General features: G+C 43.2%; 21 protein-coding genes. 15 read left to right on the top strand and 6 right to left on the bottom strand.

Going from position 1 to position 25,226, the window contains the following annotated elements; genetic code table 11:
* Window positions 1-13 precede the first annotated feature (13 nt).
* On the top strand, window positions 14-1,093 hold the full coding sequence (gene dinB, locus L884_RS0120095; RefSeq protein ID WP_028769171.1) for a DNA polymerase IV: 1,080 nt from the start codon (window positions 14-16) through the stop codon (window positions 1,091-1,093).
* 79 nt (window positions 1,094-1,172) lie between these two features.
* On the opposite strand, the gene L884_RS0120090 is transcribed toward dinB, so the two are convergent.
* Window positions 1,173-2,633 carry an aminoacyl-histidine dipeptidase gene (locus L884_RS0120090; RefSeq protein ID WP_028769170.1) on the bottom strand — a complete coding sequence of 487 codons (1,461 nt, stop codon included), beginning with the start codon at window positions 2,631-2,633 and terminating at the stop codon, window positions 1,173-1,175.
* A 287-nt stretch (window positions 2,634-2,920) separates the two neighbouring features.
* Here L884_RS0120090 and L884_RS0120085 point away from each other — a divergent pair, with 287 nt between their 5' ends.
* On the top strand, window positions 2,921-4,453 hold the full coding sequence (locus L884_RS0120085; protein ID WP_028769169.1) for a M17 family metallopeptidase: 1,533 nt from the start codon (window positions 2,921-2,923) through the stop codon (window positions 4,451-4,453).
* Between the two features lie 930 nt (window positions 4,454-5,383).
* Here the strand turns inward: L884_RS0120085 and L884_RS0120075 are convergent.
* The 3 genes from L884_RS0120075 to L884_RS0120065 all read right to left on the bottom strand — a co-directional run bounded on the left by L884_RS0120075 (window position 5,384) and on the right by L884_RS0120065 (window position 6,522).
* Window positions 5,384-5,899: a hypothetical protein gene (locus tag L884_RS0120075; protein WP_028769168.1), complete on the bottom strand. Its 516-nt coding sequence runs from the start codon at window positions 5,897-5,899 to the stop codon at window positions 5,384-5,386.
* Window positions 5,899-6,240: a hypothetical protein gene (locus L884_RS0120070; RefSeq protein ID WP_028769167.1), complete on the bottom strand. Its 342-nt coding sequence runs from the start codon at window positions 6,238-6,240 to the stop codon at window positions 5,899-5,901. The genes L884_RS0120075 and L884_RS0120070 overlap by 1 nt, the downstream gene beginning before the upstream one ends.
* Window positions 6,241-6,312: 72 nt before the next feature.
* Entirely contained in the window at window positions 6,313-6,522 is a 210-nt protein-coding gene (locus L884_RS0120065; RefSeq protein WP_028769166.1) for a hypothetical protein, read from the bottom strand.
* 425 nt (window positions 6,523-6,947) lie between these two features.
* On the opposite strand from L884_RS0120065, the gene L884_RS0120060 reads away from it, so the two are divergent.
* The 6 genes from L884_RS0120060 to L884_RS0120035 all read left to right on the top strand — a co-directional run bounded on the left by L884_RS0120060 (window position 6,948) and on the right by L884_RS0120035 (window position 13,023).
* Entirely contained in the window at window positions 6,948-7,295 is a 348-nt protein-coding gene (locus L884_RS0120060; protein ID WP_028769165.1) for a hypothetical protein, read from the top strand.
* 90 nt (window positions 7,296-7,385) lie between these two features.
* Window positions 7,386-7,826 (top strand): hypothetical protein, encoded by a 441-nt coding sequence (locus tag L884_RS22465; protein ID WP_051435706.1) that lies wholly within the window; start codon window positions 7,386-7,388, stop codon window positions 7,824-7,826.
* Window positions 7,813-8,325 carry a DUF3592 domain-containing protein gene (locus tag L884_RS0120050; RefSeq protein ID WP_028769164.1) on the top strand — a complete coding sequence of 171 codons (513 nt, stop codon included), beginning with the start codon at window positions 7,813-7,815 and terminating at the stop codon, window positions 8,323-8,325. Before L884_RS22465 ends, L884_RS0120050 begins: the two co-directional genes overlap by 14 nt.
* Before the next feature lie 360 nt (window positions 8,326-8,685).
* Entirely contained in the window at window positions 8,686-9,975 is a 1,290-nt protein-coding gene (locus L884_RS0120045) for an NCS2 family permease (RefSeq protein ID WP_028769163.1), read from the top strand.
* 258 nt (window positions 9,976-10,233) lie between these two features.
* Window positions 10,234-11,358: a glutamate 5-kinase gene (proB, locus tag L884_RS0120040; RefSeq protein ID WP_028769162.1), complete on the top strand. Its 1,125-nt coding sequence runs from the start codon at window positions 10,234-10,236 to the stop codon at window positions 11,356-11,358.
* Window positions 11,359-11,757: 399 nt separating this feature from the next.
* A complete protein-coding gene (locus tag L884_RS0120035; RefSeq protein ID WP_028769161.1) occupies window positions 11,758-13,023 on the top strand; it encodes a glutamate-5-semialdehyde dehydrogenase in 1,266 nt (421 codons plus the stop codon).
* A gap of 64 nt (window positions 13,024-13,087) precedes the next feature.
* On the opposite strand, the gene L884_RS22460 is transcribed toward L884_RS0120035, so the two are convergent.
* Both L884_RS22460 and L884_RS0120025 read right to left on the bottom strand, forming a co-directional pair.
* The gene (locus tag L884_RS22460; protein ID WP_156925729.1) at window positions 13,088-13,435 is read right to left on the bottom strand and encodes a hypothetical protein; all 348 of its coding nucleotides are present in this window, start codon (window positions 13,433-13,435) and stop codon (window positions 13,088-13,090) included.
* A 198-nt stretch (window positions 13,436-13,633) separates the two neighbouring features.
* A complete protein-coding gene (locus L884_RS0120025; protein ID WP_028769160.1) occupies window positions 13,634-14,548 on the bottom strand; it encodes a DMT family transporter in 915 nt (304 codons plus the stop codon).
* A gap of 303 nt (window positions 14,549-14,851) precedes the next feature.
* Between L884_RS0120025 and dnaK the strand changes: the two genes are divergently transcribed.
* The 7 genes from dnaK (at window position 14,852) to carB (ending at window position 25,203) form a co-directional block, all read left to right on the top strand.
* Entirely contained in the window at window positions 14,852-16,768 is a 1,917-nt protein-coding gene (gene dnaK / locus L884_RS0120020; RefSeq protein ID WP_028769159.1) for a molecular chaperone DnaK, read from the top strand.
* A gap of 88 nt (window positions 16,769-16,856) precedes the next feature.
* Entirely contained in the window at window positions 16,857-17,987 is a 1,131-nt protein-coding gene (gene dnaJ / locus L884_RS0120015) for a molecular chaperone DnaJ (protein ID WP_028769158.1), read from the top strand.
* Window positions 17,988-18,226: 239 nt separating this feature from the next.
* Window positions 18,227-19,027, top strand: coding sequence for a M48 family metallopeptidase (locus L884_RS0120010; protein ID WP_028769157.1), 801 nt, complete (start codon window positions 18,227-18,229; stop codon window positions 19,025-19,027).
* 82 nt (window positions 19,028-19,109) lie between these two features.
* Window positions 19,110-19,727, top strand: coding sequence for a BamJ family beta-barrel-assembly machinery protein (gene bamJ / locus L884_RS0120005; protein ID WP_028769156.1), 618 nt, complete (start codon window positions 19,110-19,112; stop codon window positions 19,725-19,727).
* Window positions 19,728-19,790: 63 nt separating this feature from the next.
* Complete coding sequence (gene dapB / locus L884_RS0120000) at window positions 19,791-20,606, top strand: 4-hydroxy-tetrahydrodipicolinate reductase (RefSeq protein ID WP_028769155.1); 816 nt, start codon at window positions 19,791-19,793, stop codon at window positions 20,604-20,606.
* A gap of 174 nt (window positions 20,607-20,780) precedes the next feature.
* A complete protein-coding gene (gene carA / locus L884_RS0119995; RefSeq protein ID WP_108947366.1) occupies window positions 20,781-21,953 on the top strand; it encodes a glutamine-hydrolyzing carbamoyl-phosphate synthase small subunit in 1,173 nt (390 codons plus the stop codon).
* 28 nt (window positions 21,954-21,981) lie between these two features.
* On the top strand, window positions 21,982-25,203 hold the full coding sequence (gene carB / locus L884_RS0119990; RefSeq protein ID WP_028769153.1) for a carbamoyl-phosphate synthase large subunit: 3,222 nt from the start codon (window positions 21,982-21,984) through the stop codon (window positions 25,201-25,203).
* Window positions 25,204-25,226: the final 23 nt, after the last annotated feature.

The following is a 25,226-nucleotide window of genomic DNA, read 5'->3' as shown; positions in this document are numbered from 1 at the left end:
GGAGGAGATTGGCTTGCAAAAAATCATTCACGTTGACATGGATTGCTTTTACGCCGCAGTGGAAATGCGCGACTTTCCTGAACTGAGAGGAAAACCAATTGCTGTCGGTGGTCGTAGCGATCGCCGCGGAGTTATTAGTACCTGTAATTATGAAGCGAGGCAATTTGGTGTTCGCTCTGCAATGGCATCGGGTTATGCACTAAAGCTTTGTCCTAATTTAATTTTGGTTCCCGGTCGCATGCAAGTTTATAAAGAGGTTTCAAGTCAGATCCGTGCAGTGTTTGAACGCTATACTGACTTAATTGAGCCGCTGTCTTTAGATGAAGCCTATCTTGATGTTACTGATAGCCCACACTGTAAAGGCTCTGCAACCTTGATTGCACAAGCTATTCGCGCAGATATCTTGGCTGAAACAGGGCTTACGGCTTCTGCGGGGATCGCTCCAGTGAAGTTTTTAGCCAAGATAGCCTCCGATTTAAATAAACCCAACGGGCAGTATGTGATCCGTCCCGACATGATTGATGAGTTTGTAAAAACCTTACCACTGATAAAAATTCCGGGAGTAGGAAAGGTTACCGCTAAAAAGTTAGCCGATCTCGGCTTACACACTTGCAGTGATGTTCAAGCGTATCCACAGGCAAAGCTCATCGAGCGTTTTGGTAAATTTGGTGCAGTATTGATAGAGAGAGCAAAAGGTATAGATAAGCGCGGAATTTCACCTAATCGTGAACGAAAATCAGTGGGTGTAGAAACCACATTAGCTAAAGATATTCATACGCTAGAGCAGTGTCGTGCAGTGATGCCGCAACTGATCCAAGAGTTAGGCGCAAGAGTGAGTCGTGGTGCAAAAGATAGAATAATTAACAAGCAGGTCGTTAAGCTTAAATTTGAAGACTTTAAGCAAACCACCATTGAACATCGCAGTGATGAGATCTCGGTGAACCTATTTTATCAATTACTTGAACAAGCGATGGAAAGGCAACATGAGCGCGGTATTCGTTTACTTGGGGTATCGGTTGGTTTGGCATCGAATACAACAAATACAGCAAAAAGCGATTGTTATGATACCAGCCAACTGGATTTAGGTTTTTGAATTTGTCATAAAAAAGGCCACTTATTGCTAGGTAATTAGCTAAGTGGCCTTGCATTATGTTGCGTATTTAAACCTATGGTTAGTCTTTAGCTGGAGTACGTTCAAGTACAGCTAACAGCAGCTTCCAGTATTGACCTACAGTGGTAATATTTACTTTCTCATCAGGGCTATGCGGGTAACGAATCGTTGGGCCAATCGATACCATATCCATATCAGGATAAGGTTTCTTAAATAGGCCGCACTCAAGACCGGCATGGATCACCATGATAGTTGGTTCTTTGTTGTAAATCGCTTCGTAGGTTTCACGTACGCTTGCCATAACAGGTGAGCTGTTATCAGGTTTCCAACCAGGGTAAGCACCGCTAAATTCAACACCAGCGCCAGCAAGGTTAGCAAGCGAGCTTAAAACGCCTTCAACTTCACTGCGGCCAGAGTCAATCAAAGAACGAATAAGACACAGAATTTGCACACTGTCATTCTCAGTGCTAATCACGCCAACGTTCAGCGAGGTTTCGGTAACGCCCTCAACTTCATCGCTCATGCGAATAACGCCGTTAGGGCAGGCATTGAGTAGGTCAATTAAGATCTGCTGTGAGTCTTCACTCATCACTTGTTTTTCAGCTGGGATCTCATCGAGGGTTAACACTGTACCCGGATCAGCAATCGCCAGTTCTTCACGGACTAGCGCTTGGAACTCACTGATACGAGTTTGTAACAGGTTTAAATTCTCTGGCGGTAGCATAAAGTGAATAGCAGCTTCGCGTGGAATGGCATTACGCAGTGAACCACCAACAAATTGGGTTAGCTCGATAGCCAGTTCATCAGCGTGATCAAACAGGAAGCGCGCTAATAGCTTGTTTGCATTACCACGGCCCAAATGGATATTCACCCCAGAGTGACCGCCTTTTAAACCAGAAAGAGACAGCTTATAGCTGGCATTTGTTGGTTCTGGTGATTGCCATACCATAGGTACTGTTAGCTCAGCGTCAACACCGCCAGCACAGCCCATGTAAATCTCACCTTCTTGCTCTGAGTCGGTATTAATTAAAATCTCAGCTTCAAGCATGCCAGCTTCAAGACCAAAAGCACCTGTCATGCCTGCTTCTTCATCAATGGTTAGCAGTACTTCTAGTGGTCCGTGAGCAATGTCATCAGCCCCTAACACAGCAAGAGCTGATGCCATGCCAATGCCATTATCTGCACCTAAGGTTGTGCCTTTAGCTTTCACCCAGTCGCCATCGACATAGGCTTCAATTGGGTCTTTTTCAAAGTCATGTTCTTTATCGGCATTTTTTTGCGGCACCATGTCGATATGGGCTTGTAGTACCACAGTTTTGCAATGTTCCATGCCAGCGGTTGCGGGCTTTTTAATAATTAGGTTACCGACTTTATCTTCAACAACATCCAGTTGCTTATCTTTAGCCCAAGCTTGGATGTAGGCGCTTAGCGCTTGTTCATGTTTTGATGGGTGTGGAATGGCACAGATTTGTTCAAACCATTGCCAAAGAGCTTGCGGTTGTAATTGACTTAGAGTGGTCACGAGTAATCCCCTATTTTAATAAAAATGCGCAGCGGAATCTGTTCGAATAAATGCGCTTGAGGCTTGAAATTACCACAGTCTAACATAGTCTAACTGTGGTGCGGAGTCGTTTACTAAGGAGAGGTATTTGCTTTGTCAGCGTAAGTTTCCACTGTGATTATTAGTCAATAAAAACAGATTGGTAATCAAGGCGTATTCGGTGAATAATGCGTTAGCAAAAAGTTGTTTTGCCCTGCGCAGATGCAGGCACAATGACACAATATAATAGCAGCAAGAAAGGAAAGGTTATGGGGTCAGTACAGTTTGTTGATGTGCCAGAGCAAGATGCGATTTTTGAAGGCAATGGATGGGATGCGTTAGTTGTTGTGACCGCGGATGTCACATCGATCCAAGTCGATGAAGTGGCGATGTTGGCAAGTCATGGGCAGAAAGTCGATCAGCGAGTAGGTCAATCAGTTACCTTACTTTTTGCTCCGGGTATGGCTGGCGGTCGTTTGATTATCGCCCCAGTTAAACATGCGGATGATGACTATCAAGACGTACGGATCTTTGCTGATGCAGCGCGTGAAGGCATAAAAGTAGCTAAAGATGCAGGTGCAAAAAGACCGTTACTCCTTGTTGATGGAATTGAGCAACAGCGCTACCAACATGCTCAGCAGGTTGCTGCACTGGCATGTGGCCAAGCACTATGGCAAGCATTAGAACTAAGAGAGGCTGGAGGCGGCGCTGAACCATTAGAAGCGATAGGAATATTTGCAGGCAATACCGCGACAACCCTCACCGCAATTGAAGCTGGCCGAATACTCGCTCGTGACTTATGTGGCACTGAGCCTGAACGTATGTCAGCGCCAGCTTTTGCTGATTATTGCGTTGCAGCATTACAAGACTCTGGTCTGGCTATGAGTGTGGTTGAAGACAGAGACATTTTAGAGCGTGATTATCCATTATTGTGCGCGGTTGGCCGTTCATCTTTTGCAGTGTTAAGGCATCAGCCAAGAGTGGTTAAGCTTGAATACGTAGGTGAAGGCGATATTGAACAGACTTTCTTTTTCGCAGGCAAAGGCGTGGTATATGACACCGGTGGTGCAGATTTAAAAGTTGCTGGTGCTATGGCGGGCATGAGTCGTGATAAAGGTGGTGCTGCAGCTGTAGCAGGATTAATGAAGACCATTAGCCTATTAAAACCGAAAGGGATCAGAGTGGTTGCAGAGTTAGGTTTAGTGCGTAACAGCATAGGTAGCGAAGCGTTTGTTACCGACGAGATCATTACTAGCCATGCAGGAAAGCGTGTGCGGATTGGTAACACAGATGCAGAAGGCCGCTTAGTATTAGCAGACTTGCTTTCGCACTTACGACTAAAGGCTGCAATGGCAGTTAAGCCACAAATGTTTTCAGTTGCGACTCTGACCGGCCATGTGGTGCGTTGCTATGGCGGATATACTGCAGTAGTGGAAAACAGTGTTGCTAAACAAAACAATGTGGCCAATAACATGCAAGCATTGGCATCACTTTGGGGCGAACCAATAGAGGTGAGTCAATTGCGTCGCGACGACTTTAATAAAATCGTTGATCCATCTGCAGCGGCAGATATGCTGTCATCAAATAATGCTCCATCGTCAGTGACTGCGCGTGGCCACCAATATCCAGCAGCGTTCTTAATTGAAGCATCTGGTTTGAGTCAACATGGCTTGAATGCTAAAACGCCAATTGCTTATAGCCATATTGATATTGCAGGTAGTGCAACAGAAGGTCACCCACAATACGGTACGCCAACAGCGACCCCGTTAGTTGGTCTATTTGCTTATATGACGGCAGAGTAAATCACAGTCATACTGTAAAGCTGTGTCTTATGAAAAACCGCGACTGCTTCAGTGGCGGTTTTTTGTTGTCCATGCATCGCGAATTCAAGATGATCGAATAATATCTATAGCTAATACATTTTGTAATAAAATAACGTAAAAACGCCTTTTTTAAGTTTTTTAAAGAAAAAGCTTGTAATAAAACTACATTTATTTATAATTCTCTTCGTCGGGTAAGCAATGGTGCTTATCGGCACTTAGTCTATCCAGGAAGGATAATTCTCCAAGGAATCGAGCGACAAGTTGCCTCATTAAGTGAGTTTGGTTTAACCCCATCGACTGACTTAGTTTGAGATATTGATACAACTTTGCTTTGGAGCACAGGCTATGTCTTGTACAGGACAAACGACGATTTACTGGCAAAATACTTGGTTAGATTCAACTGTTTTGCGCGGCGGTTTATTCGCCATGACTTTTTAAGGCCTAACCTCCTTTTTAAGTGGTTTCATCATCCATCAACCTTTATCACATCCTTTGGGTGTGTTTAGACTCAAGTGGTATGTTGACTTTGTTGATATACCATTGATTAACGCTAGCGCGCTAACCGATTTCCTTTTTACTCTTTATTAGAGACGCTTGAAATATGTCTTGCCAGCTCTTTGAGCTGGTTTTTTTTTACCTAAATTTTAATGGTTGCTGACTGCTTATAGTGCGCAATATTCACTAAGCTCATTGAAAGAGTTTGTATTAATGCTAACCGATTTCCTTTTTACTCTTTATTAGAGACGCTTGAAACATGTCTTGCCAGCTGTTTGAGCTGGTTTTTTTTTGCCTAAATTTTAATGGTTGCTGATTGCTTATAGTGCCTAGTTTCGACCTCGTTCGTCGTAAGACTTTGAGAAGCCCAAATACATAGGTAGTCATAGTAAATGGCTAACTATAGTTTTATAGCTAACGAGCAAATGCGGGGATATTGATAACTAAGTTATTGTAGTATTCAAGCTCACTTTCTCTTTTTGACTCAACTATCTGGATGTGTGATAACTCTATAGCACTATCATATTCGATAAGCTTAGATACTACCTCTATGTTTTTTCCATTTTTGAAATAGTCACGAAGTGCGATATCAAGGGGATCCAGCCCGTTAACTCGGATTTCAGGACTAACTCCTTGATGAAGTAATAAATTGAGTATTGAAAGTTTAGATTTGTACATAACAGCGACATTGACAGAGTTGCCGAGCGATGGTTCAGAGTAGAAAATATCTAACCCGTAATTTTGAAGTTCAATAATTTTAGTAGACTGTCCTTTTATAACCAGCATAAAAATTGTATTACCCGGTAAGGTTGCGCCTTGATTAAGTAAATCAATAATTACTGGTAAAGGGGCATCTTGTTGCAGTGCATGGTATAAAATAATTTGAAGTACTTCAGGGGATACTTGCCGTATTGAGTTTATGAAATTCATTAACTCACCCACTCTTTCTTATTAATTAATTTATATATATCTTTACCTAGTTGAATTCCCTCATTAATTTCAGGGTGGTCACTGTGTCCGATATCTATAGCTTCACTAATTTTTCCTAGCAATATATTGTGGTTGTTTGATTTCGAAATAAACTGGTCTTCTGGTTGATATAATGTGTTTTTATTCTTTTCTCGCTCAATGATATTTACATCAAGATGCGGAGGCGGGGATACTTCTGAATCGCGATAAATAATTTTATTTACCAGTACGATAATACTCAATATGAGAACTATCACACTGATAAATATTAATTTTATGGCTTTAAGTTTTCTATTTTGCAAATGAATGATTCCTTTTCGTATTCTCCTGACTTGTACTATCTCGCTCTTAAAGCCAATATTGCTATTTGTTATCTACTTTAGTTTTTTAAATCCATTCTCGTCAGTCACACGTCCAACAACTATAGCTAAAAACATCCAGAATAATAGCTGCCAAAGGGCTGGTTGGTGTTCGATAACTCCAAGGAAGTAGAGTCCGTAAGTAGGAATAGCTATACATAAGAAAATTGCAAAACTACGGTAGGTTAGGCTTTTAGGAAGTTTAAAAAAATACTTTTGTAACATAGAAACTCCTTTGCTATTTATCTTGTAACCCCTTTTCATTACATAGTATCCATACTTTTTAAAGGGGTATTTAGGGTTGCACTATATTTGTAATGTGGCAAGCCTTTTTCTGGTGGCATATCAAAATAATTAATTGTCAGGCTCAAGAGAATAAATAGACTGTCATAGCTAATGGCATGCAGATTTGTTTATTCTTTATCTGAGACGCTTTGACCCGCTCTTAGCCGCATATTGAGTTTTTCACTAACACCTTCATTAATACTTCATCATTGCCGCTTTAGTTTGCAGATAGACTAAATGATTATTTTTGCTGCTTAGTTAAAAAAACGATGTTTATCGATAGACCTAAGCTGTTCGCCCCATGTAGCATTCACAGCCATTAGCTCATGTTTCTATTTTAACGCTATTAAAAATCGAGAGGCGGCATGCTGTTTTATTTTTTCGTGGTAATTATTTATGCCTTACCAGCGCTATTTACTTTATTGCACGACAAGATCTTTTATGGGCAAGCATGGACCAAAGGCGTTACCTGCAACCGTCTGCTAGCTTGTTATGGGATCTATATGCTTGGCTTAATGGGATATACCGTTTGGGAACCGATCGATTATTTCGTTAATAGCTATTCCTGTGGTTGGTATGATTCTGCTACTTGGTGCGGTGGTTATTGGTATTCACTGGTGCAAGGTATTGAGGATTGGTTAATGTGGGTATCACTGATTTGCGCTGGAATTGGGCAAATTATCTACATTCACTTCATCTCAAAAATAAAATAGCACTGCTGGGCATGCTTTTGTATTTTGGCGTTGAGCTTTATCGTATATCGGTTGGCTTAAAGTTCACTTTTATTAAAATAAGGATTGTTAATGGTGCTATTAAGTCGTTCGCCAGTAACACCACTGCGCAACTGTTACCTTGCTGCATCTGCGATTTATATACTTAGCTGGGCTTTCTGGCCTGTCGCTGTTCTGTGGCTGGTATTAACTGCTTGGATTTGGCGTTGTTGGCGTAAAGCGTCAAATGCACTGTGGCAGCAAGTGTATTGCAATATGTTGCAAGCTGTCGGTTTATATGTCGGTTTACATTTAGCGGCTTTTGGCGCAATAGTTATCGCCAGTAAGTTTAATTATGGCGGGCTTTCTTCTGCAGCTGGCGCTGAAAACTTTATGTACTTACTTAGCTTCGGTCTACTTGCAGTGCTTTTGCTAATTGTTGGCACTATATGGCCAATCGTCCGCCTTGTTAAAGGTCATCGTCGTTTTCTATCCAATCAGCAACCAAAGGAAACCCATTGTGAAGCGCATTAAGTTGTCTCAGGTTTCAATCCTAATGTGGTTTATGTTTATTATGTTTTCCTTTGCAGTGGGGCTCGCGTCTTATGTAGTGCATCAGTTTCATGCTTCTTTTAGTTGGCCGACAGCTAAGGGAATGGTGGTAGACAGTTGGATTATTGAGCGTTACCACGAAAGAAGCAGTGCTGACTCACATTATGAAGTGGGTATCGAGTATTTTTATGACGTTGATGGCGTCAGGTATCACAAAAACAAGAAGTCAGATATTACTGGTGCTATCCCTGGGTATTCGTTAGAAGAGGCGACAGCTTTGGTTACAGAGTTGCCAGCTGGCAAGGTTATTGCGGTGCATTACAAGCCTAGTGATCCTGATAACGCTGTGATTAAGCCAACTATGCATCTGTTTATGATTGTTGCTTTAATTATCTTCTCTTTGATTCTAATTCCTATTTGCTATGTGATGTATCTGCAGATGACAGCTAAAGCAGATAGTTACATTGTGCGTCATGTTTAGCTTAGCCTTTATAACCAATTGCTAGGTTTGAACAAGTAGTCACAATGTAATCATTACTCTTAATACTAGAACAATCATTTCGATGAAGTAGGTTAAAGCTAAAATCTATTAGTACCGACTTGTGTAAATCAAAAACAAACATGTGTTTGAAATTACTGGTCTCAGGCGTTAACCCTCCGTATAATCGCTGCGAAATGTACGCTCTGAACAACTTTTGTACATACTCTACATTGCTACCTTGTTGACCTAGCCGAATTGAGCGCTAAACAATGATTGTTTGCTAACTCGAAAAGTCTTGCTTAGGTTAGCAATGAATACACCCTACAAATCAATATAATAAAATCCAAGGGACTTAGTTCCATGTTAGAAAAACTATTTAAATTAAAACAAAATCAAACAACGCTTAAACAAGAGGTGGTTGCTGGTTTAACTACCTTTTTAACCATGGCGTATATCATCTTTGTTAATCCTATGATGTTAGCTGACGCTGGTATGGATCATGGGGCGGTTTTTGTTGCAACTTGTTTGGCGGCAGCAATTGGTTGCTTAGTTATGGGGTTGGTGGCGAATTATCCTATCGCATTAGCACCAGGTATGGGCTTGAATGCCTTTTTTACTTATACCGTAGTTGGTGAAATGGGGTACTCGTGGGAGACGGCACTTGGCGCGGTATTTTTGTCGGGCATATGCTTTTTAGTTTTGTCTTTGGTGCGTATTCGTGAGTGGATAGTCAATAGTATTCCTATGTCGCTTAGAGTGGGGATTGCTGCTGGTATTGGTTTGTTCTTAGCCCTGCTGGCTCTTAAAAGCGCAGGTATTGTTGTTGCTAACCCTGCAACCTTAGTCACTATGGGAGACATTACTGCATTTCCTGCATTAATGGCGACATTAGGCTTCTTTCTGATTATTGCTATGGTACATCATGGTATGAAGTCAGCAGTGGTCATTAGCATTTTAGCGATTACATTGCTTGGTGTTTTATTTGGTGATGTTCAGTATCAAGGCATGGTATCGGCGCCGCCGTCAGTTATGCCAACATTCATGAAAATGGATCTATCAAACGTACTCGAAGTCAGTATGTTGTCGGTAGTGTTTGCATTCTTATTTGTCGATCTATTCGATACCTCTGGCACCTTAGTCGCCGTCGCTCAGCGTGGTGGCTTTTTAGATGATAAAGGCCGACTACCGCGACTAAACCGTGCATTAACAGCAGACAGTACCGCAACGATTGCTGGTGCAATGCTTGGTACTTCAACAACAACTAGCTATGTAGAAAGTACTGCTGGTGTTAGCGCTGGTGGCCGTACTGGGTTAACAGCGGTTGTGGTTGGTTTATTGTTTATTGGTGCGCTATTTATTTCACCGCTTGCGGGGATGGTGCCTGCTTATGCGACTGCCGGCACTTTGTTTTATGTGGCCATTTTGATGATGTCCGGTTTAGTGCAAGTTGAATGGGAAGATATTACCGAGGCGGCTCCAGTGGTAGTGGTGTGTATTTTAATGCCATTGACTTTTTCCATTGCAACAGGAATCGCGATGGGGTTTATCTCTTACGCTGTAATAAAACTGATGAGCGGTCGTTATAAAGATTTAACTGCTGGGGTAGTTGTGCTTGCAGCCTTATTTATCGCTAAATTTATCTATGGATAGTCTCAGCTAACACTTGTCAGATTTTGTCGTAATTTGCCGTTTAGCTAACCAAGAGTAAAAGCCGCACCCTGTGTGGCTTTTGTGTTATATCTATTAAAAAATAGGGAGCAAAACTTAACGCTTGTGCAAATTCTTGCCTAAATAATATGAGATCTCGCTAATTTGGCAGTTTTTTTTAGTTTCTTTGTTGGTGCTTACTACCATTTCAAACCTATATTGGGTATAAGGATTTATTCAATATAATTTTGTTAGCAGACAATGAACTTAAGTGAGATTGGCTACCGTCGCGTAGTAGTAAAATTGGGAACAAGTGTACTGACATCTGGCAGCTTAAAGTTAGATAGAGCACACATGGTTGAATTGGCAAGACAAATGGCTTGCTTAATGAAAGCAGGCGTTGAAGTCGTATTGTGTACTTCAGGTGCAATTGCCGCAGGTAAAGAGCATTTAAGTTACCCCAAGCTCCCCGATACTATTGCAAGTAAACAGCTATTAGCTGCCGTAGGTCAAAGCCAGCTTATTCTTGCTTGGTCACAACTGTTTAGTATTTACGATCTGCATGTGGGTCAGTTATTGCTTACTCGCGCTGATCTGCACGATCGTGAGCGTTACCTTAATGCTCGAGACTCGTTAAACGCACTACTTAACAACGGTATTATTCCGATTATTAACGAGAACGATGCTGTTGCTACCGCTGAAATTAAGGTTGGTGATAACGATAACCTATCGGCTCGTGCTGCATTGCTTTGTGATGCTGACTTGTTGATTTTACTTACGGACCAAAAAGGCTTATTTGACGCCGACCCACGTAAAAACCCTGATGCTAAGTTGATTACTGAAGTTGAGAAAATCGACGATAGTCTGCGTATGCTTGCGGGCGGCGCGGTGTCAGGTCTTGGCACTGGCGGTATGGCAACTAAGTTAGAAGCTGCCGATATTGCTCGCCGTGCTGGAATTGAAGTGGTGATCGCGTCTGGCCATCATAAAGATGTGATTCAAAATGTAGTGTGTAAAAAGCCTGTAGGAACTCATTTTACAGCGCTTGAACATCCGTTAGAAAGCCGTAAACAGTGGATTTTAGCTGGGCCTAAGGCTCGTGGTCAGGTTGCGCTTGATAGTGGTGCAATTACTGCGGTAACCGAAAAAGGCCGTAGCTTACTTTCTAAGGGGATCACTAAAGTCACGGGTAAGTTCCTACGCGGTGATACCATTGAGCTAATTGATACTAATGGTAAGGTCTACGCTAAAGGTATGTCACGCTACAGCTCTGTAGATGTGGACAAGATAGCGGGTAAGCACTCTGACAATATTGAAGAAGTATTAGGTTACGATTACGGTGACGCTGTTGTGCATCGTAATGATATGGTGGTGTTGTCAGCTTAGCTCGGCATTGGCTTGTATTACAAATGATTTAAACTAGGCTCACTTTTTACTGATCTAGAGCAGTGAGCTTAGTTATTATTTTATATCTAGCTGTTGCGTCAAAAATCACTTTTGCATGAATTCAATATCTCCTAGGTTTGTTTGTCCGAACGACAGTTCGATGATGCATTAGTGTGTGACCGTTAACGAAAACGTGCATTAGTTATACTTAAAATGTCTTTTTGAATTTATATGCACTTTATTGTTCTGCGGTTGTTTTAGCGTTAGCTTAGTTATCAAGTTTCGGCATATCGCTGATGCTCAGTTAATGTAGATAAATAGTGGTTCAAGCTCCTGATATTATTAGCTTGGCTACGACTACGGTGATGCAATTATTCATCGTAACGATATGGTGGTGTTATGAATAACAATGAATATTTAACGGCGTTAGGCCAAAAAGCAAAACAAGCAAGTTATGCGCTAGCTGCATTATCGGGTCAGCAGAAAACTGCGCTATTACGCTGTATTGCAGCCAAGCTAACTGCGGCAAAAGCAGATATTGTCAATGCTAATCAGCAAGATGTGGCTAACGCAAAACAGAACGGTTTATCTGATGCGATGATTGACCGTTTACTGCTTGATGAAGCACGTTTAATGGGCGTGATCGGTGATATCGACAACGTCATTGGCCTAACCGATCCTGTGGGTAGCGAAATCGATAGCCGTTTACTAGACAATGGCTTACGTTTATCACGTCGCCGCGTGCCACTTGGCGTGATTGGGGTGATTTATGAAGCGCGCCCGAATGTGACTGTTGATATTGCCGTCTTAGCGTTAAAAACCGGTAATGCAGTGATTTTGCGTGGCGGTAAGGAAACGCTGGCATCAAATAAAGCGCTTTGTGAAGTGATCCGCTCAGCCATGGTTGAACAAGGCTTGCCTGCGGACTGCGTACAGTTAATTGATAACCCAGATAGAAGTTTAGTGTCCGGTTTATTAAAGCTTGATAAATATGTAGACATGATTGTGCCTCGTGGCGGACAAAATCTGCAACGCTTATGCGCTGAGCAAGCAACGATCCCAGTTATTTTAGGGGGGATCGGGATCTGTCATATCTATGTTGATGCTGAGGCTAACCTTGAAAAAGCCATCGCGGTGATTGAAAACGCCAAAGTGCAACGTCCAACAGTATGTAATGCATTAGACACGGTATTGATTAACCAAAATCACGCAGAGCAATTTATTCCGCTACTGGCAAAACATCTTGCTCAATTAGGTGTGAGTTTTTATGGCTGTGAGCAAACTCAAGATATACTTTCTGCTGCCGGAGTTGCAGTTAATGCTGCTAATGAAGAAACATATGCAACCGAGTGGTTATCGCTAACACTCGGCATAAAAGTTGTGGCAGATCTAGATGGCGCGGTTGAACATATCCGCACTTTCTCTAGTGGTCACTCAGAGTCTATTTTGACTGACAATATCCATACAGCTAGCGAGTTTATGAATGCGATTGATTCAGCTGCTGTTTACGTCAATGCGAGTACACGCTTTACCGATGGTGGTGAGTTTGGTTTAGGTGCTGAAGTTGCTGTAAGTACGCAAAAACTTCATGCTCGTGGGCCGATGGGCTTAGAAGCGCTAACCACTTATAAATGGTTAGCATGGGGTGATTACACCGTTCGTTAATCCTGTTGCTTCAGACAATAAAGCCGCGTAATGCGGCTTTTTTGTGGCAAAAAAACGGTGAGGATCAAGCTAGCCAGTGAGGAAGGGCCGGGAATATCGGACGGTCGTAACTAATGAGTTGGTGGAGATACAAGCCTAAGTAGATGACGGCCATGATGCTGGTATAGGTTTTTAATGGCGTAATGACTTCGCGCATTTGTAAAAAAAACTTATGCTGCACCGAGCTAGTAAAATAAAGTGATGGGATTAAGAAAAAGCAGTACAGACAAGCATAATACCAAGAGCTTGAACCTACTTGCTGTAGCTCATTGAGTAATATTATTACCGCACAAAGCATGCCGCAGATGCGGATGATATTGACCAGTTTAGGTTGCTTTAATCGTGAAAATGATTCCATAAATTTGCTATACATAACTAATATCCATTTGGTTACGTTAGATTTTTATACCGTGATTCAACTGAGTTTACAAATATAGATGAGTAATAAGTACTTAAGTTGTAGGAAAGTATAGATAATTATGCCGTGAAGGCTGAGCTGCATATGTGAAAAAGTCGGCTTAGTTATGCCGACTTTTTTGAATGTAAGTGTATGCGTTATGTTTAGACTAAATTAAACGGGCACGCGCTTTTTGGTTCTCCAGTTACCCACTTTTGGCAAAATCTGCTGTAGAGCCAATGCAAGCAGGATTAAGCCAAGGCCAATATAGGTCGATTTTTCGATGTTTTCTTGCAGTACCCAAGCAATAAAGCCTATCGACATAACGGGAGTGATAAATACTAACGTACTTATACTGGCTGTGCGTTCGGCCTTTTTTAACGCGATTAACCAAAGTACGAAAGTAACGCCCATTTCAAATAGCCCAACATAGACACCCGCTGCGAGTGCTTTTATATCCCAACTTGGTAAAGACTGCGTCATCAGTAGTGCGGTAACAATAAAAGGTAAGCCAACTAAAAAACTGAGTAATAGGCTAACCACAGGATCGCCCTTATCTTTAGTGTTCACTATCCAATAAAGTGACCAAAGCAGGGTGCTGGTGAGTGCTAATGCTACCCCCGCCATACTTTCAAATTGAAATCCGCTTAGGTTGCCTTTAGTGGCAATAAAAAATACCCCGCAATAGGCCACAAGTGCAGCGGTCATATCGCTTTTACGTAGTTTTTGTCCAAGTAATGGCACTGATAGCAGCGGCAATAAGATTGCCCAAGTGTAATTTAACGATAATGCCTGCTGCGCGGGTAACAGATCATAAGCTTTAAACAATACTAGGTAGTAAAGAAACGGGTTTAACAAACCTGTTTGCAAATAAAACCAAGGTTTAGCCAAAAATTGTTGCTTAATTAACGGCAACTTTCTTTGTGCTATCAGGATCGCCCCTAAGGTGACAATGGAGGTGGTAACAGCCACAAAAACCAGTTGCAGCGGTGTGTAGTGAGCCAGCGCTAATTTAAAGGCGGTAGCAACGGTAGACCACAAAAATATAGCGCCAATGCCAAAGGCATAAGCTTGATGGGATGATTTCAATGTGCACTTCTCTTACAGCGAGATAACAACTCAGCCTAATGCCAGTATGACCTTAGCAATGGGCTACCTCATAGATTGTATTCATTATACGTATTTGCAAGGTTTGGGCACAACGCGCGAGATCAAATTAATGCACACTTCAGATAATTTTTATCTTTGTCCCTTGTATTCATCTGAAACGTCCCAATATAGGGGGTAAGAGAAGATTTAGGGTGAAAAAAAGACTTGAAAAACATTCAGTCTGTCCCCACTTCATAAACCAGATAACAAATTTAGTTTTTAAAAAGTTTTTCGGAGGACTCCATGGGTAGAATTATTGGTATCGATTTAGGCACAACTAACTCTTGTGTTGCAGTATTAGATGGCGACAAAGCGCGCGTATTGGAGAATGCTGAAGGCGATCGTACTACACCCTCTATCATCGCATACACTGCTGATGAAACTTTAGTTGGTCAACCTGCAAAGCGTCAGGCGGTAACAAACCCAACTAACACATTATTTGCTATTAAGCGTCTAATCGGCCGTCGTTTTAAAGATGACGAAGTTCAACGTGACGTTAGCATTATGCCATTCAAAATTATCGGTGCTGACAACGGCGACGCTTGGGTAGAAGCTCAAGGTAAGAAAATGGCTCCACCACAAGTATCTGCAGAAATCTTGAAGAAGATGAAGAAAACTGCTGAAGACTACTTAGGTGAAGAAGTAACAGAAGCGGTTATTACTGTTCCTGCATACTTTAATGATTCACAGCGTCAAGCAACTAAAGATGCGGGTCGCATCGCAGGTCTTGAAGTTAAGCGTATTATCAACGAGCCAACAGCGGCTGCACTTGCTTACGGTATCGACAAGAAGCAAGGTGACAACATCGTTGCAGTATACGACTTAGGTGGTGGTACATTCGATATCTCTATCATCGAAATCGACAGCGTTGATGGCGAGCAAACTTTCGAAGTACTTGCAACTAACGGTGACACTCACTTAGGTGGTGAAGACTTTGACAACCGTTTAATCAACTACCTAGCTGACGAGTTCAAGAAAGAGCAATCTCTTGACCTACGTAACGATCCGCTAGCAATGCAACGTCTAAAAGAAGCTGCAGAGAAAGCGAAGATCGAACTTTCAAGCACAACACAAACTGAAGTTAACCTGCCATACATCACTGCTGATGCAACAGGTCCTAAGCACTTAGTTGTTAAAATCACTCGTGCAAAACTTGAGTCACTAGTTGAAGACTTGATCAAACGTTCTCTAGAGCCGCTAAAGATTGCTCTAGCTGATGCTGACCTTTCTGTTTCAGACGTTAACGAGGTAATCCTTGTTGGTGGTCAGACTCGTATGCCTAAAGTACGTGAAGAAGTATCTGCTTTCTTCGGTAAAGAGCTACGTCAAGACGTTAACCCAGACGAAGCGGTTGCTATCGGTGCTGCGGTTCAAGCGGGCGTACTATCTGGCGACGTTAAAGACGTATTGCTACTAGACGTTACTCCACTATCTCTAGGTATTGAGACTATGGGTAGCGTAATGACTAAGCTTATCGAGAAGAACACTACTATCCCGACTAAAGCTTCACAAACATTCTCGACTGCTGACGACAACCAAAGCGCTGTGACTATTCACGTACTTCAAGGTGAGCGTAAGCAATCAAGCGGTAACAAGTCTCTAGGTCAATTCAACCTAGAAGGTATTGAGCCTGCGCCACGTGGCATGCCACAAATCGAAGTTGCTTTCGACATCGATGCTGACGGTATCTTGCATGTATCTGCTACAGACAAGAAGACCGGTAAAGCACAAAACATCACTATTAAAGCCTCTTCAGGTCTAAGTGATGAAGAAGTTGAAGCTATGGTACGTGATGCTGAAGCACACGCTGACGAAGATGCTAAATTCGAAGAGCTAGTGACTGCTCGTAACCAAGCTGATGGCATGGTTCACGGTACTAAGAAGCAAATCGAAGAAGCGGGTGACGCATTACCAAGCGAAGACAAAGAAAAGATTGAAGCTGCAATGGCTAACGTTGAAACTGCCGTTAAAGGTAGCGACAAAGAAGCAATTGAAAAAGCAACTCAAGAGCTAATGGAAGCGTCTGCTAAATTAATGGAAATCGCTCAAGCTAAAGCGCAAGCACAACAAGGTCAACCTGAAGGTGAAGCAAAAGCTGCTAAGCCAGAAGATGACGTAGTTGACGCTGAGTTTGAAGAAGTTAAAGACGACAAAAAATAATGACGGGTAACTCCTAAATTATTGTAGCGGGCGTTACGAGGAAACTCTAACGCCCGTTTGTGCAACTTTAGCAAAGAAATAAAAAACTATGTCAAAGCGCGATTATTACGAAGTATTAGGTGTCGGACGTGACGCCAGCGAACGCGAAATTAAGAAAGCTTACAAGCGTTTAGCAATGAAATTCCACCCAGACCGTAATCCGGGTAACAAAGAAGCTGAAGCGAGCTTTAAAGAAGTTAAAGAAGCTTATGAAATTCTAACCGATGGCGACAAAAAAGCGGCCTATGATCAGTTTGGTCATGCTGGCGTTGATCCTAACCGCGGTGGCGGTGGATTCGGTGGCGGCGCTGATTTTGGCGATGTTTTCGGTGACGTATTTGGTGATATCTTCGGTGGCGGACGCCGCGGTGGCCAACGTCAAGCTGCGCGCGGTAGCGATCTGCGTTATAACCTTGAACTTTCTCTAGAAGAAGCGGTAAGAGGTTTAACTAAAGAGTTACGCATCCCAACACTTGCTGCTTGTGACGTGTGTGACGGCAGCGGTGCAAAGAAAGGCACTACGCCAACAACTTGTGGCACCTGTCACGGTCAAGGCCAAGTACAAATGCGCCAAGGTTTCTTCGCGGTGCAGCAGGCATGTCCAACCTGTCATGGCCGCGGCAAGATCATCAAAGATCCTTGTAACAAGTGTCATGGTGAAGGTCGTGTTGAAAAGAGCAAAACGCTTTCAGTTAAGATCCCAGCTGGTGTGGATACAGGCGATCGCATTCGTCTATCTGGCGAAGGTGAAGCGGGCGAGTATGGCGCACCTCCAGGCGATCTATACGTACAAGTTAGCGTGCGTGAACATGCTATTTTCCAACGTGATGGCAATAACCTTTATTGTGAAGTGCCTATCTCGTTCAGCAAGGCTGCTCTTGGTGGTGAGATTGAAGTGCCAACACTTGATGGCAAAGTCAATCTTAAGATCCCTGCTGAAACTCAAACAGGCCGTATGTTCCGTATGCGTGGTAAAGGCGTTAAGTCGGTACGCAGCCATGCAGTAGGTGATTTGCTTTGTAAGGTTGTGATGGAAACCCCGGTTAACCTTAATGAGCGTCAAAAAGAGTTATTACGTGAATTTGAAGAAACATTAACCGGCCAATCAAAGAAGCACAGCCCAAAAGCTGAAGGTTTCTTCGATGGTGTGAAGAAGTTCTTTCAAGATCTAAATAGCTAATATCGGTACCTTTCGGTATATAATTTAAGCCTCGCAATAGCGGGGCTTTTATTATACCAATTAGTATAAAGATTTAGTCGCCATTCTGGAGCGGTTTTGGCTGCCTACTTCTGCGTTGAATAACTTCACAAGGGAGTAACCATTCTTTCAGTTATTCGCCTTGAATTAGTTTGCCAAAATCGCTCTGAGTAGATCAACTTCTTATACTAATTGGTATTATTTATGGAAGAGAGCAAGATATGAAAGGAATACTATTACTGCTGAGTGCAGCGCTGTTGTTAACTGGCTGTGCCACAAATCAGTCACCGACAGGTCGCAGTCAAACATTGCTATTTTCATCCCAAGAGATGGCCCAGCTAGGTGAGTCCTCATTCACGCAAATCAAACAGCAAGAAACAATCAACCAAGATAAAGCGATTAATGCCTACGTTCAGTGTGTGGCTGACAGAGTGACGGCTGCTTTGCCGCAACAAAACTTGCCATGGGAAGTTGTTGTCTTCAAATCCGACCAAGTTAATGCGTTTGCGTTGCCGGGTGGTCATATAGGCGTGTATACCGGCTTACTTGATGTGGCGGTTAGCGCTGATCAGCTAGCAACCGTAATCGGTCATGAAATCGCCCATGTACTTGCCAACCACAGTAATGAACAAGTCTCTCGCGCACAGTTAACTGGCGCGGGTATGCAATTGGCTGACATTGCGCTTGGTGCTGGCGGTATTGCTGATAAAGATCTGTATATGGCGGCATTAGGCCTAGGTGTGCAGGTGGGTTACATACTTCCCTATGGCCGCAGCCAAGAGACAGAGGCCGATGTAATGGGGGTTGAGCTAATGGCAAGAGCGGGCTTTGATCCTGCAGCAAGCGTAGAACTATGGAAGAATATGGCAAAAGCCGGTGGAGAGCAGGGGCCTGAGTTACTTTCTACACATCCATCTCATGGTCAACGTATCGCTCAGTTGCAACAAATGCAGACAAAAGCGCAGCCCTTATATCAACAGAGCAGAGCAAGTGTGAAAAATATTTGCCAACGCCCAAAATAACGTCAGTTTTTAGGGCAATATCACAATAGATATGATAAAGTTGCGCGCGAAAATTCATTGAATAATTGAGAGTACAATCATTATGTCTGATAAGTTCAGTACAATTGAAGGTCAAGCAAGTTACGGTGTTGGTCGCCAACTAGGTGAGCAACTAGCGGCTAACTCGTTTGAAGGTATCGATATTTCTGCTGTTCAATTGGGTCTATCTGACGCATTCGAAGGTAAAGAAAGCGTTGTATCTATGCAAGATATGCAAATTGCATTCACTGAAATCAGCAAACGTATTCAGAAAGTACAAGAAGAAGCTGCTGCAGCTGCTTCTGAAGAAGGTGAAAAGTACCTAGCTGAAAACGGCGCCCGTGACGGTGTTGTAACGCTAGAGTCTGGTCTTCAGTACGAAATCATCACTGAAGGTAACGGTGACAAGCCTGGTTACGATTCTACTGTGCGTACTCACTACCACGGTACTTTCATTTCTGGTGATGTGTTTGATAGCTCTGTTACACGTGGCGAGCCAGCTGAGTTCCCAGTTTCTGGCGTTATCGCTGGTTGGACTGAAGCGCTACAACTAATGCCTGTTGGTTCTAAGTGGAGACTGTTTGTACCACAACACCTTGCATACGGTGAGCGTGGCGCTGGTGCTGCTATCCCACCTTACTCAACTTTAGTTTTCGAAGTTGAGCTATTAGATATTATCTAAGTTAGACAATAAGCCTAAGTTAATACTTAGGCTTTTTTTTGACATTTGCAGGGAGTAACAGAGATGAGTGAACGCGTAAGAGTGGCAATTACCGGTGGCAGCGGCCGCATGGGACGTACTCTTATTGAGGCAGCAAAACAAAATGAATTAATTTTGTTAGGTGCAGCGATTGAACGAGCGGGCTCAACGCTGATGGGCGTTGACGCAGGTGAGCTAGCTGGGGTTGGCGCGATGAACGTGGCGATTACTGACTCTCTCGATAAAGCGGTCGATGATTTCGATGTACTCATCGATTTTACCTCGCCAGAGGCTTCTGTTATTCACACAGACTGGTGTGCAAAGCACGGCAAGGCAATTGTTATTGGTACTACAGGCTTTAATCATGCTCAGAAAGAGCAGATTTCAGCATATGCCGACCAAGTACCTATTGTTATGGCACCGAATATGGCTGTTGGCGTAAATTTGATGTGGAAGCTACTTGAAGTTGCCGCAGAGGTTATGGGCCATTACAGCGATATTGAGATCATCGAAGGTCACCATAGATATAAAAAAGATGCACCATCGGGTACGGCATTAAAAATGGGCGAAGTGATTGCTGAAACCCTAGGCCGGGATCTAGAAAAATGTGCGGTTTATGGTCGTGAAGGTATTACCGGTGAGCGTGACAGAGAAACCATAGGTTTTGCGACTGTGCGTGCCGGTGACATTGTGGGTGAGCACACAGCCTTGTTTGCCGATATCGGTGAACGTTTGGAGATCACTCATAAAGCCTCAAGTCGAATGACCTTTGCTAATGGTGCAATGCGCGCGGCAACTTGGTTAGTCGATCAAGATGCCGGGCTTTATGATATGCAGCAAGTCTTAGGCTTGAAAGCATAATTATTTAAAACCGCTATTAGCGGTTTTTTTTTGCTAAAAAAATTTTTTGACAAATTTCTTATTTGTACTATGGACAGGTTGTTATTTTACATATAAAATCGGCGGAATTTGTCAAAATTTTGCATTTTAGCGAAAGTTGGTATTTTAAAAACACATAAAAAACAATTAATTTCAATGATTTGGCTCTTTCCGGAGGTCGCGTTGACAAAGTCTGCCTTACTCGTACTTGAAGATGGAACCATTTTTTCTGGCACTGCTATCGGTGCTGAAGGGATGTCTGTTGGTGAAGTTGTATTTAACACTTCAATGACTGGTTACCAAGAAATTTTGACTGATCCATCATATTCACGTCAAATGGTCACCCTCACTTATCCACATATTGGTAATACTGGTACCAATGAAGAAGATACAGAATCTGATTCTGTTCATGCTTGTGGCCTTATCATTAGAGACTTGCCATTAGTGGCAAGTAATTTTCGAAATCAGCAATCTTTAAGTGATTATTTGATCGCTAACAACGTTGTTGGTATTGCTGATATCGATACCCGTAAATTAACTCGTATCCTACGTGAAAAAGGCGCCCAAGCCGGTTGTATCATGGTTGGTGATTTAGATGAAGCTAAAGCGCTAGCTGCAGCTAAAGCCTTCCCTGGTCTTAAAGGCATGGATTTAGCTAAAGAAGTTACAACAAATGAAACCTACTCATGGCGCAGCGGCAGCTGGCGTTTAGTTGGCGGTTTGCCATCTGACACTCCTGAAGCTGAACTAAAGTATAAAGTGGTTGCTTACGACTATGGTGTTAAGCGCAACATCCTACGTATGTTAGTTGACCGCGGTTGTGACGTAACAGTAGTTCCAGCTCAAACTCCTGCTAGCGAAGTGCTAGCGATGAATCCTGATGGGGTTTTCCTATCAAACGGTCCTGGCGACCCAGAGCCATGTGATTATGCTATTGCGGCGATTCAAGAGATCTTAAAGACTGATATTCCAGTTTTTGGTATCTGTCTTGGTCACCAGCTACTGGCACTGGCTTCAGGTGCTAAAACACTGAAAATGAAGTTTGGTCACCATGGTGCTAACCATCCAGTGAGTAATATCGAGCAAGGTAATGTGATGATCACCAGCCAAAACCACGGTTTTGCTGCTGATGAAGCCTCACTACCAGCCAACATTAAGGTGACTCACAAGTCGCTATTTGATGGTTCATTGCAAGGTATTCACCTGACTGATAAGCCTGCATTTAGTTTCCAAGGTCACCCTGAGGCTAGCCCTGGACCACATGATGCCGCGCCATTATTTAATCATTTCATTGATTTGATTGAGTTGTACCGTAAAAACGCCAAGTAGTAACTTCATCCGGGAGAAGATTTAAGCAATGCCAAAACGTACAGATATAAAGAGTATTCTTATCCTAGGTGCTGGACCGATTGTAATTGGTCAAGCCTGTGAGTTTGACTACTCAGGCGCTCAAGCCTGTAAAGCCCTACGCGAAGAAGGTTACCGAGTTATTCTTGTTAACTCTAACCCTGCAACGATTATGACTGACCCTGAAATGGCCGATGCAACTTACATCGAGCCAATCCAGTGGGAAGTGGTACGCAACATTATTGCCAAAGAGCGTCCAGACGCAATTTTGCCAACAATGGGCGGCCAAACTGCACTTAACTGTGCTCTAGAGCTTGAAAGCCGCGGCGTACTAAAAGAGTTTAACGTTGATATGATTGGTGCAACCGCCGATGCAATCGACAAGGCTGAAGACCGTAGCCGTTTCGACAAAGCAATGAAGTCGATTGGTCTTGAGTGTCCGCGTGCGGGTATCGCCCACTCAATGGAAGATGCTTACAAGGTACTTGAGCAAGTTGGCTTCCCATGTATCATTCGTCCGTCTTTCACTATGGGTGGTAGCGGCGGTGGTATCGCTTACAACAAAGAAGAGTTTGAGGATATCTGTTCTCAAGGTCTTGAGCTATCGCCAACTAACGAACTGCTTATCGACGAATCTTTGATTGGTTGGAAAGAGTACGAGATGGAAGTGGTCCGTGACCGCAACGATAACTGTATTATCGTATGTTCTATCGAAAACTTTGACCCAATGGGCGTTCATACTGGTGACTCAATTACAGTTGCTCCAGCGCAAACACTAACAGACAAAGAATACCAGTTGATGCGTAATGCTTCGCTAGCTGTTCTGCGTGAAATTGGTGTTGAAACAGGTGGTTCAAACGTACAGTTTGGTATTAACCCGAAAGATGGCCGTATGGTTATCATCGAGATGAACCCACGTGTATCGCGCTCTTCTGCACTAGCATCGAAAGCAACCGGTTTCCCGATTGCTAAAATCGCAGCTAAGCTAGCGGTTGGTTTCACTCTTGATGAACTAAGCAACGACATTACTGGTGGTGCAACACCTGCATCGTTTGAACCAGCAATCGACTATGTGGTAACTAAGGTTCCACGCTTTAACTTCGAAAAATTTGCCGGTGCAAATGACCGCCTAACCACACAGATGAAATCTGTGGGTGAAGTGATGGCAATTGGTCGTACTTTCCAAGAGTCGCTACAAAAGGCACTACGTGGTCTTGAAGTTGGCAAACATGGCCTTTGTCCGCACATTGATTTGGCAGAACCTGAAGCTTTAACACGTATTCGTCACGAGTTAAAAGAACCAGGTGCAGACCGTATTTGGTACATTGCCGATGCATTCCGTGCAGGCCTTTCTGTGGAAGATGTGTTTGCGTTAACTAACATCGACCCTTGGTTCCTTGTGCAACTTGAAGACTTGTTAAAGAGCGAAGCACTGGTTGCTGAGCAAGGTCTAGCTGGTCTGAATGAACACACACTTCGCCAGTTAAAGCGTAAAGGTTTTGCCGATGCTCGTTTAGCGGCACTTGCTGGCGTGAGCGAAACTGAAGTGCGTAAACTACGCGCTCGCTTTGATATTCACCCTGTTTATAAGCGTGTAGATACTTGTGCGGCAGAGTTTTCAACTGATACCGCATACATGTACTCAACGTATGAAGAAGAGTGTGAAGCGAACCCATCTACTCGTGAAAAGATCATGGTATTAGGTGGCGGTCCAAACCGTATCGGTCAAGGTATCGAATTCGATTACTGCTGTGTACACGCGGCATTAGCGCTACGTGAAGACGGCTATGAAACTATCATGGTTAACTGTAACCCTGAAACAGTTTCTACCGACTACGACACATCAGATCGCTTGTACTTTGAGCCTGTAACTTTTGAAGATGTACTTGAAATTGTTCATATCGAAAAGCCAAAAGGCGTTATCGTGCAATACGGTGGTCAAACACCACTTAAACTGGCACGCGACCTAGAAGCTGCTGGTGTGCCAATTATTGGTACTAGCCCTGACGCGATTGACCGTGCTGAAGACCGTGAGCGTTTCCAGCAAGCGATTGAACGCTTAGGCATGAAACAGCCAGAAAACGATACTGTTACAACGGTTGAAGGTGCAGTTATTTCAGCAGAGCGTATCGGTTATCCGTTAGTTGTTCGTCCGTCATATGTACTCGGTGGCCGCGCAATGGAAATCGTTTATGACGAGCAAGATTTACGTCGTTACTTTAACGAAGCGGTAAGTGTATCTAATGCGTCTCCAGTGCTACTAGACCACTTCTTAGATAACGCAATTGAAATCGACATCGACGCAGTATGTGATGGTGAAACAGTCGTAATTGGCTCAATCATGGAGCATATCGAGCAAGCGGGTGTTCACTCTGGTGACTCGGGTTGTTCACTGCCTCCATACAGCCTAAGCCAAGACATTCAAGACCGCATGCGTGAGCAAGTGGGCAAACTTGCAATGGAACTTGGTGTTGTCGGTTTGATGAACGTGCAGTTTGCGGTGAAGGATAACGAGATCTATATGATTGAAGTTAACCCTCGTGCAGCGCGAACCGTACCATTTGTATCTAAAGCTACCGGTGTGCCATTAGCTAAGATCGCAGCGCGAGTGATGGCAGGCCAAAGCCTAAAATCACAGAACTTCACTGAAGAAGTTATTCCGCCATTCTACTCTGTAAAAGAAGTGGTATTGCCGTTTAACAAGTTCCCAGGTGTTGATCCACTATTAGGCCCTGAAATGCGCTCTACTGGTGAAGTCATGGGGGTAGGTGACACGTTTGCTGAAGCTTATGCGAAAGCACAGCTTGGTGCGACATCTGAAGTACCTAAGTCTGGTCGTGCATTATTGTCTGTACGTAACAGCGATAAAGCACGTGTTGCTGAGCTAGCTGCTAAGTTGATTGAACTGGGCTACCAAATTGATGCTACTCACGGTACAGCGGTTATCCTAGGTGAAGCGGGCATTAACCCACGTTTAGTTAATAAAGTGCATGAAGGTCGCCCACATATTCTTGACCGTATCAAGAATGGTGAGTACACCTACATTGTTAACACAACAGAAGGTCGTAAGGCGATTGAAGACTCACGTCAACTTCGTCGTGGTGCACTGCGTTACAAAGTGAACTACACAACGACACTAAACGCTGCATTTGCAACTTGTATGGCGCACTCTGCAGATGATCGTTCTAACGTGAATTCTGTTCAAGAGTTACATAAACGCATTAGTCAGTAATTAGCTAAGCTGTTGTTTAAAAG

It is taken from the genome of Shewanella fidelis ATCC BAA-318 (genome assembly GCF_000518605.1).
Lineage (GTDB): Bacteria > Pseudomonadota > Gammaproteobacteria > Enterobacterales > Shewanellaceae > Shewanella > Shewanella fidelis.
Note: the sequence above shows the minus strand (reverse complement) of the source record. Positions and strands in the feature narration are given on the sequence as shown.

Coding starts and splice junctions, on each gene's coding strand:
- L884_RS0120085 (WP_028769169.1), top strand. CDS start 2,921: ATGGGGTCAGTACAGTTTGTTGATGTGCCAGAGCAAGATGCGATTTTT.
- L884_RS0120075 (WP_028769168.1), bottom strand. CDS start 5,899: ATGAATTTCATAAACTCAATACGGCAAGTATCCCCTGAAGTACTTCAA.
- L884_RS0120065 (WP_028769166.1), bottom strand. CDS start 6,522: ATGTTACAAAAGTATTTTTTTAAACTTCCTAAAAGCCTAACCTACCGT.
- L884_RS0120060 (WP_028769165.1), top strand. CDS start 6,948: ATGCTGTTTTATTTTTTCGTGGTAATTATTTATGCCTTACCAGCGCTA.
- L884_RS22465 (WP_051435706.1), top strand. CDS start 7,386: ATGGTGCTATTAAGTCGTTCGCCAGTAACACCACTGCGCAACTGTTAC.
- L884_RS0120045 (WP_028769163.1), top strand. CDS start 8,686: ATGTTAGAAAAACTATTTAAATTAAAACAAAATCAAACAACGCTTAAA.
- proB (WP_028769162.1), top strand. CDS start 10,234: ATGAACTTAAGTGAGATTGGCTACCGTCGCGTAGTAGTAAAATTGGGA.
- L884_RS0120035 (WP_028769161.1), top strand. CDS start 11,758: ATGAATAACAATGAATATTTAACGGCGTTAGGCCAAAAAGCAAAACAA.
- L884_RS22460 (WP_156925729.1), bottom strand. CDS start 13,435: ATGTATAGCAAATTTATGGAATCATTTTCACGATTAAAGCAACCTAAA.
- dnaK (WP_028769159.1), top strand. CDS start 14,852: ATGGGTAGAATTATTGGTATCGATTTAGGCACAACTAACTCTTGTGTT.
- dnaJ (WP_028769158.1), top strand. CDS start 16,857: ATGTCAAAGCGCGATTATTACGAAGTATTAGGTGTCGGACGTGACGCC.
- L884_RS0120010 (WP_028769157.1), top strand. CDS start 18,227: ATGAAAGGAATACTATTACTGCTGAGTGCAGCGCTGTTGTTAACTGGC.
- bamJ (WP_028769156.1), top strand. CDS start 19,110: ATGTCTGATAAGTTCAGTACAATTGAAGGTCAAGCAAGTTACGGTGTT.
- dapB (WP_028769155.1), top strand. CDS start 19,791: ATGAGTGAACGCGTAAGAGTGGCAATTACCGGTGGCAGCGGCCGCATG.
- carA (WP_108947366.1), top strand. CDS start 20,781: ATGATTTGGCTCTTTCCGGAGGTCGCGTTGACAAAGTCTGCCTTACTC.
- carB (WP_028769153.1), top strand. CDS start 21,982: ATGCCAAAACGTACAGATATAAAGAGTATTCTTATCCTAGGTGCTGGA.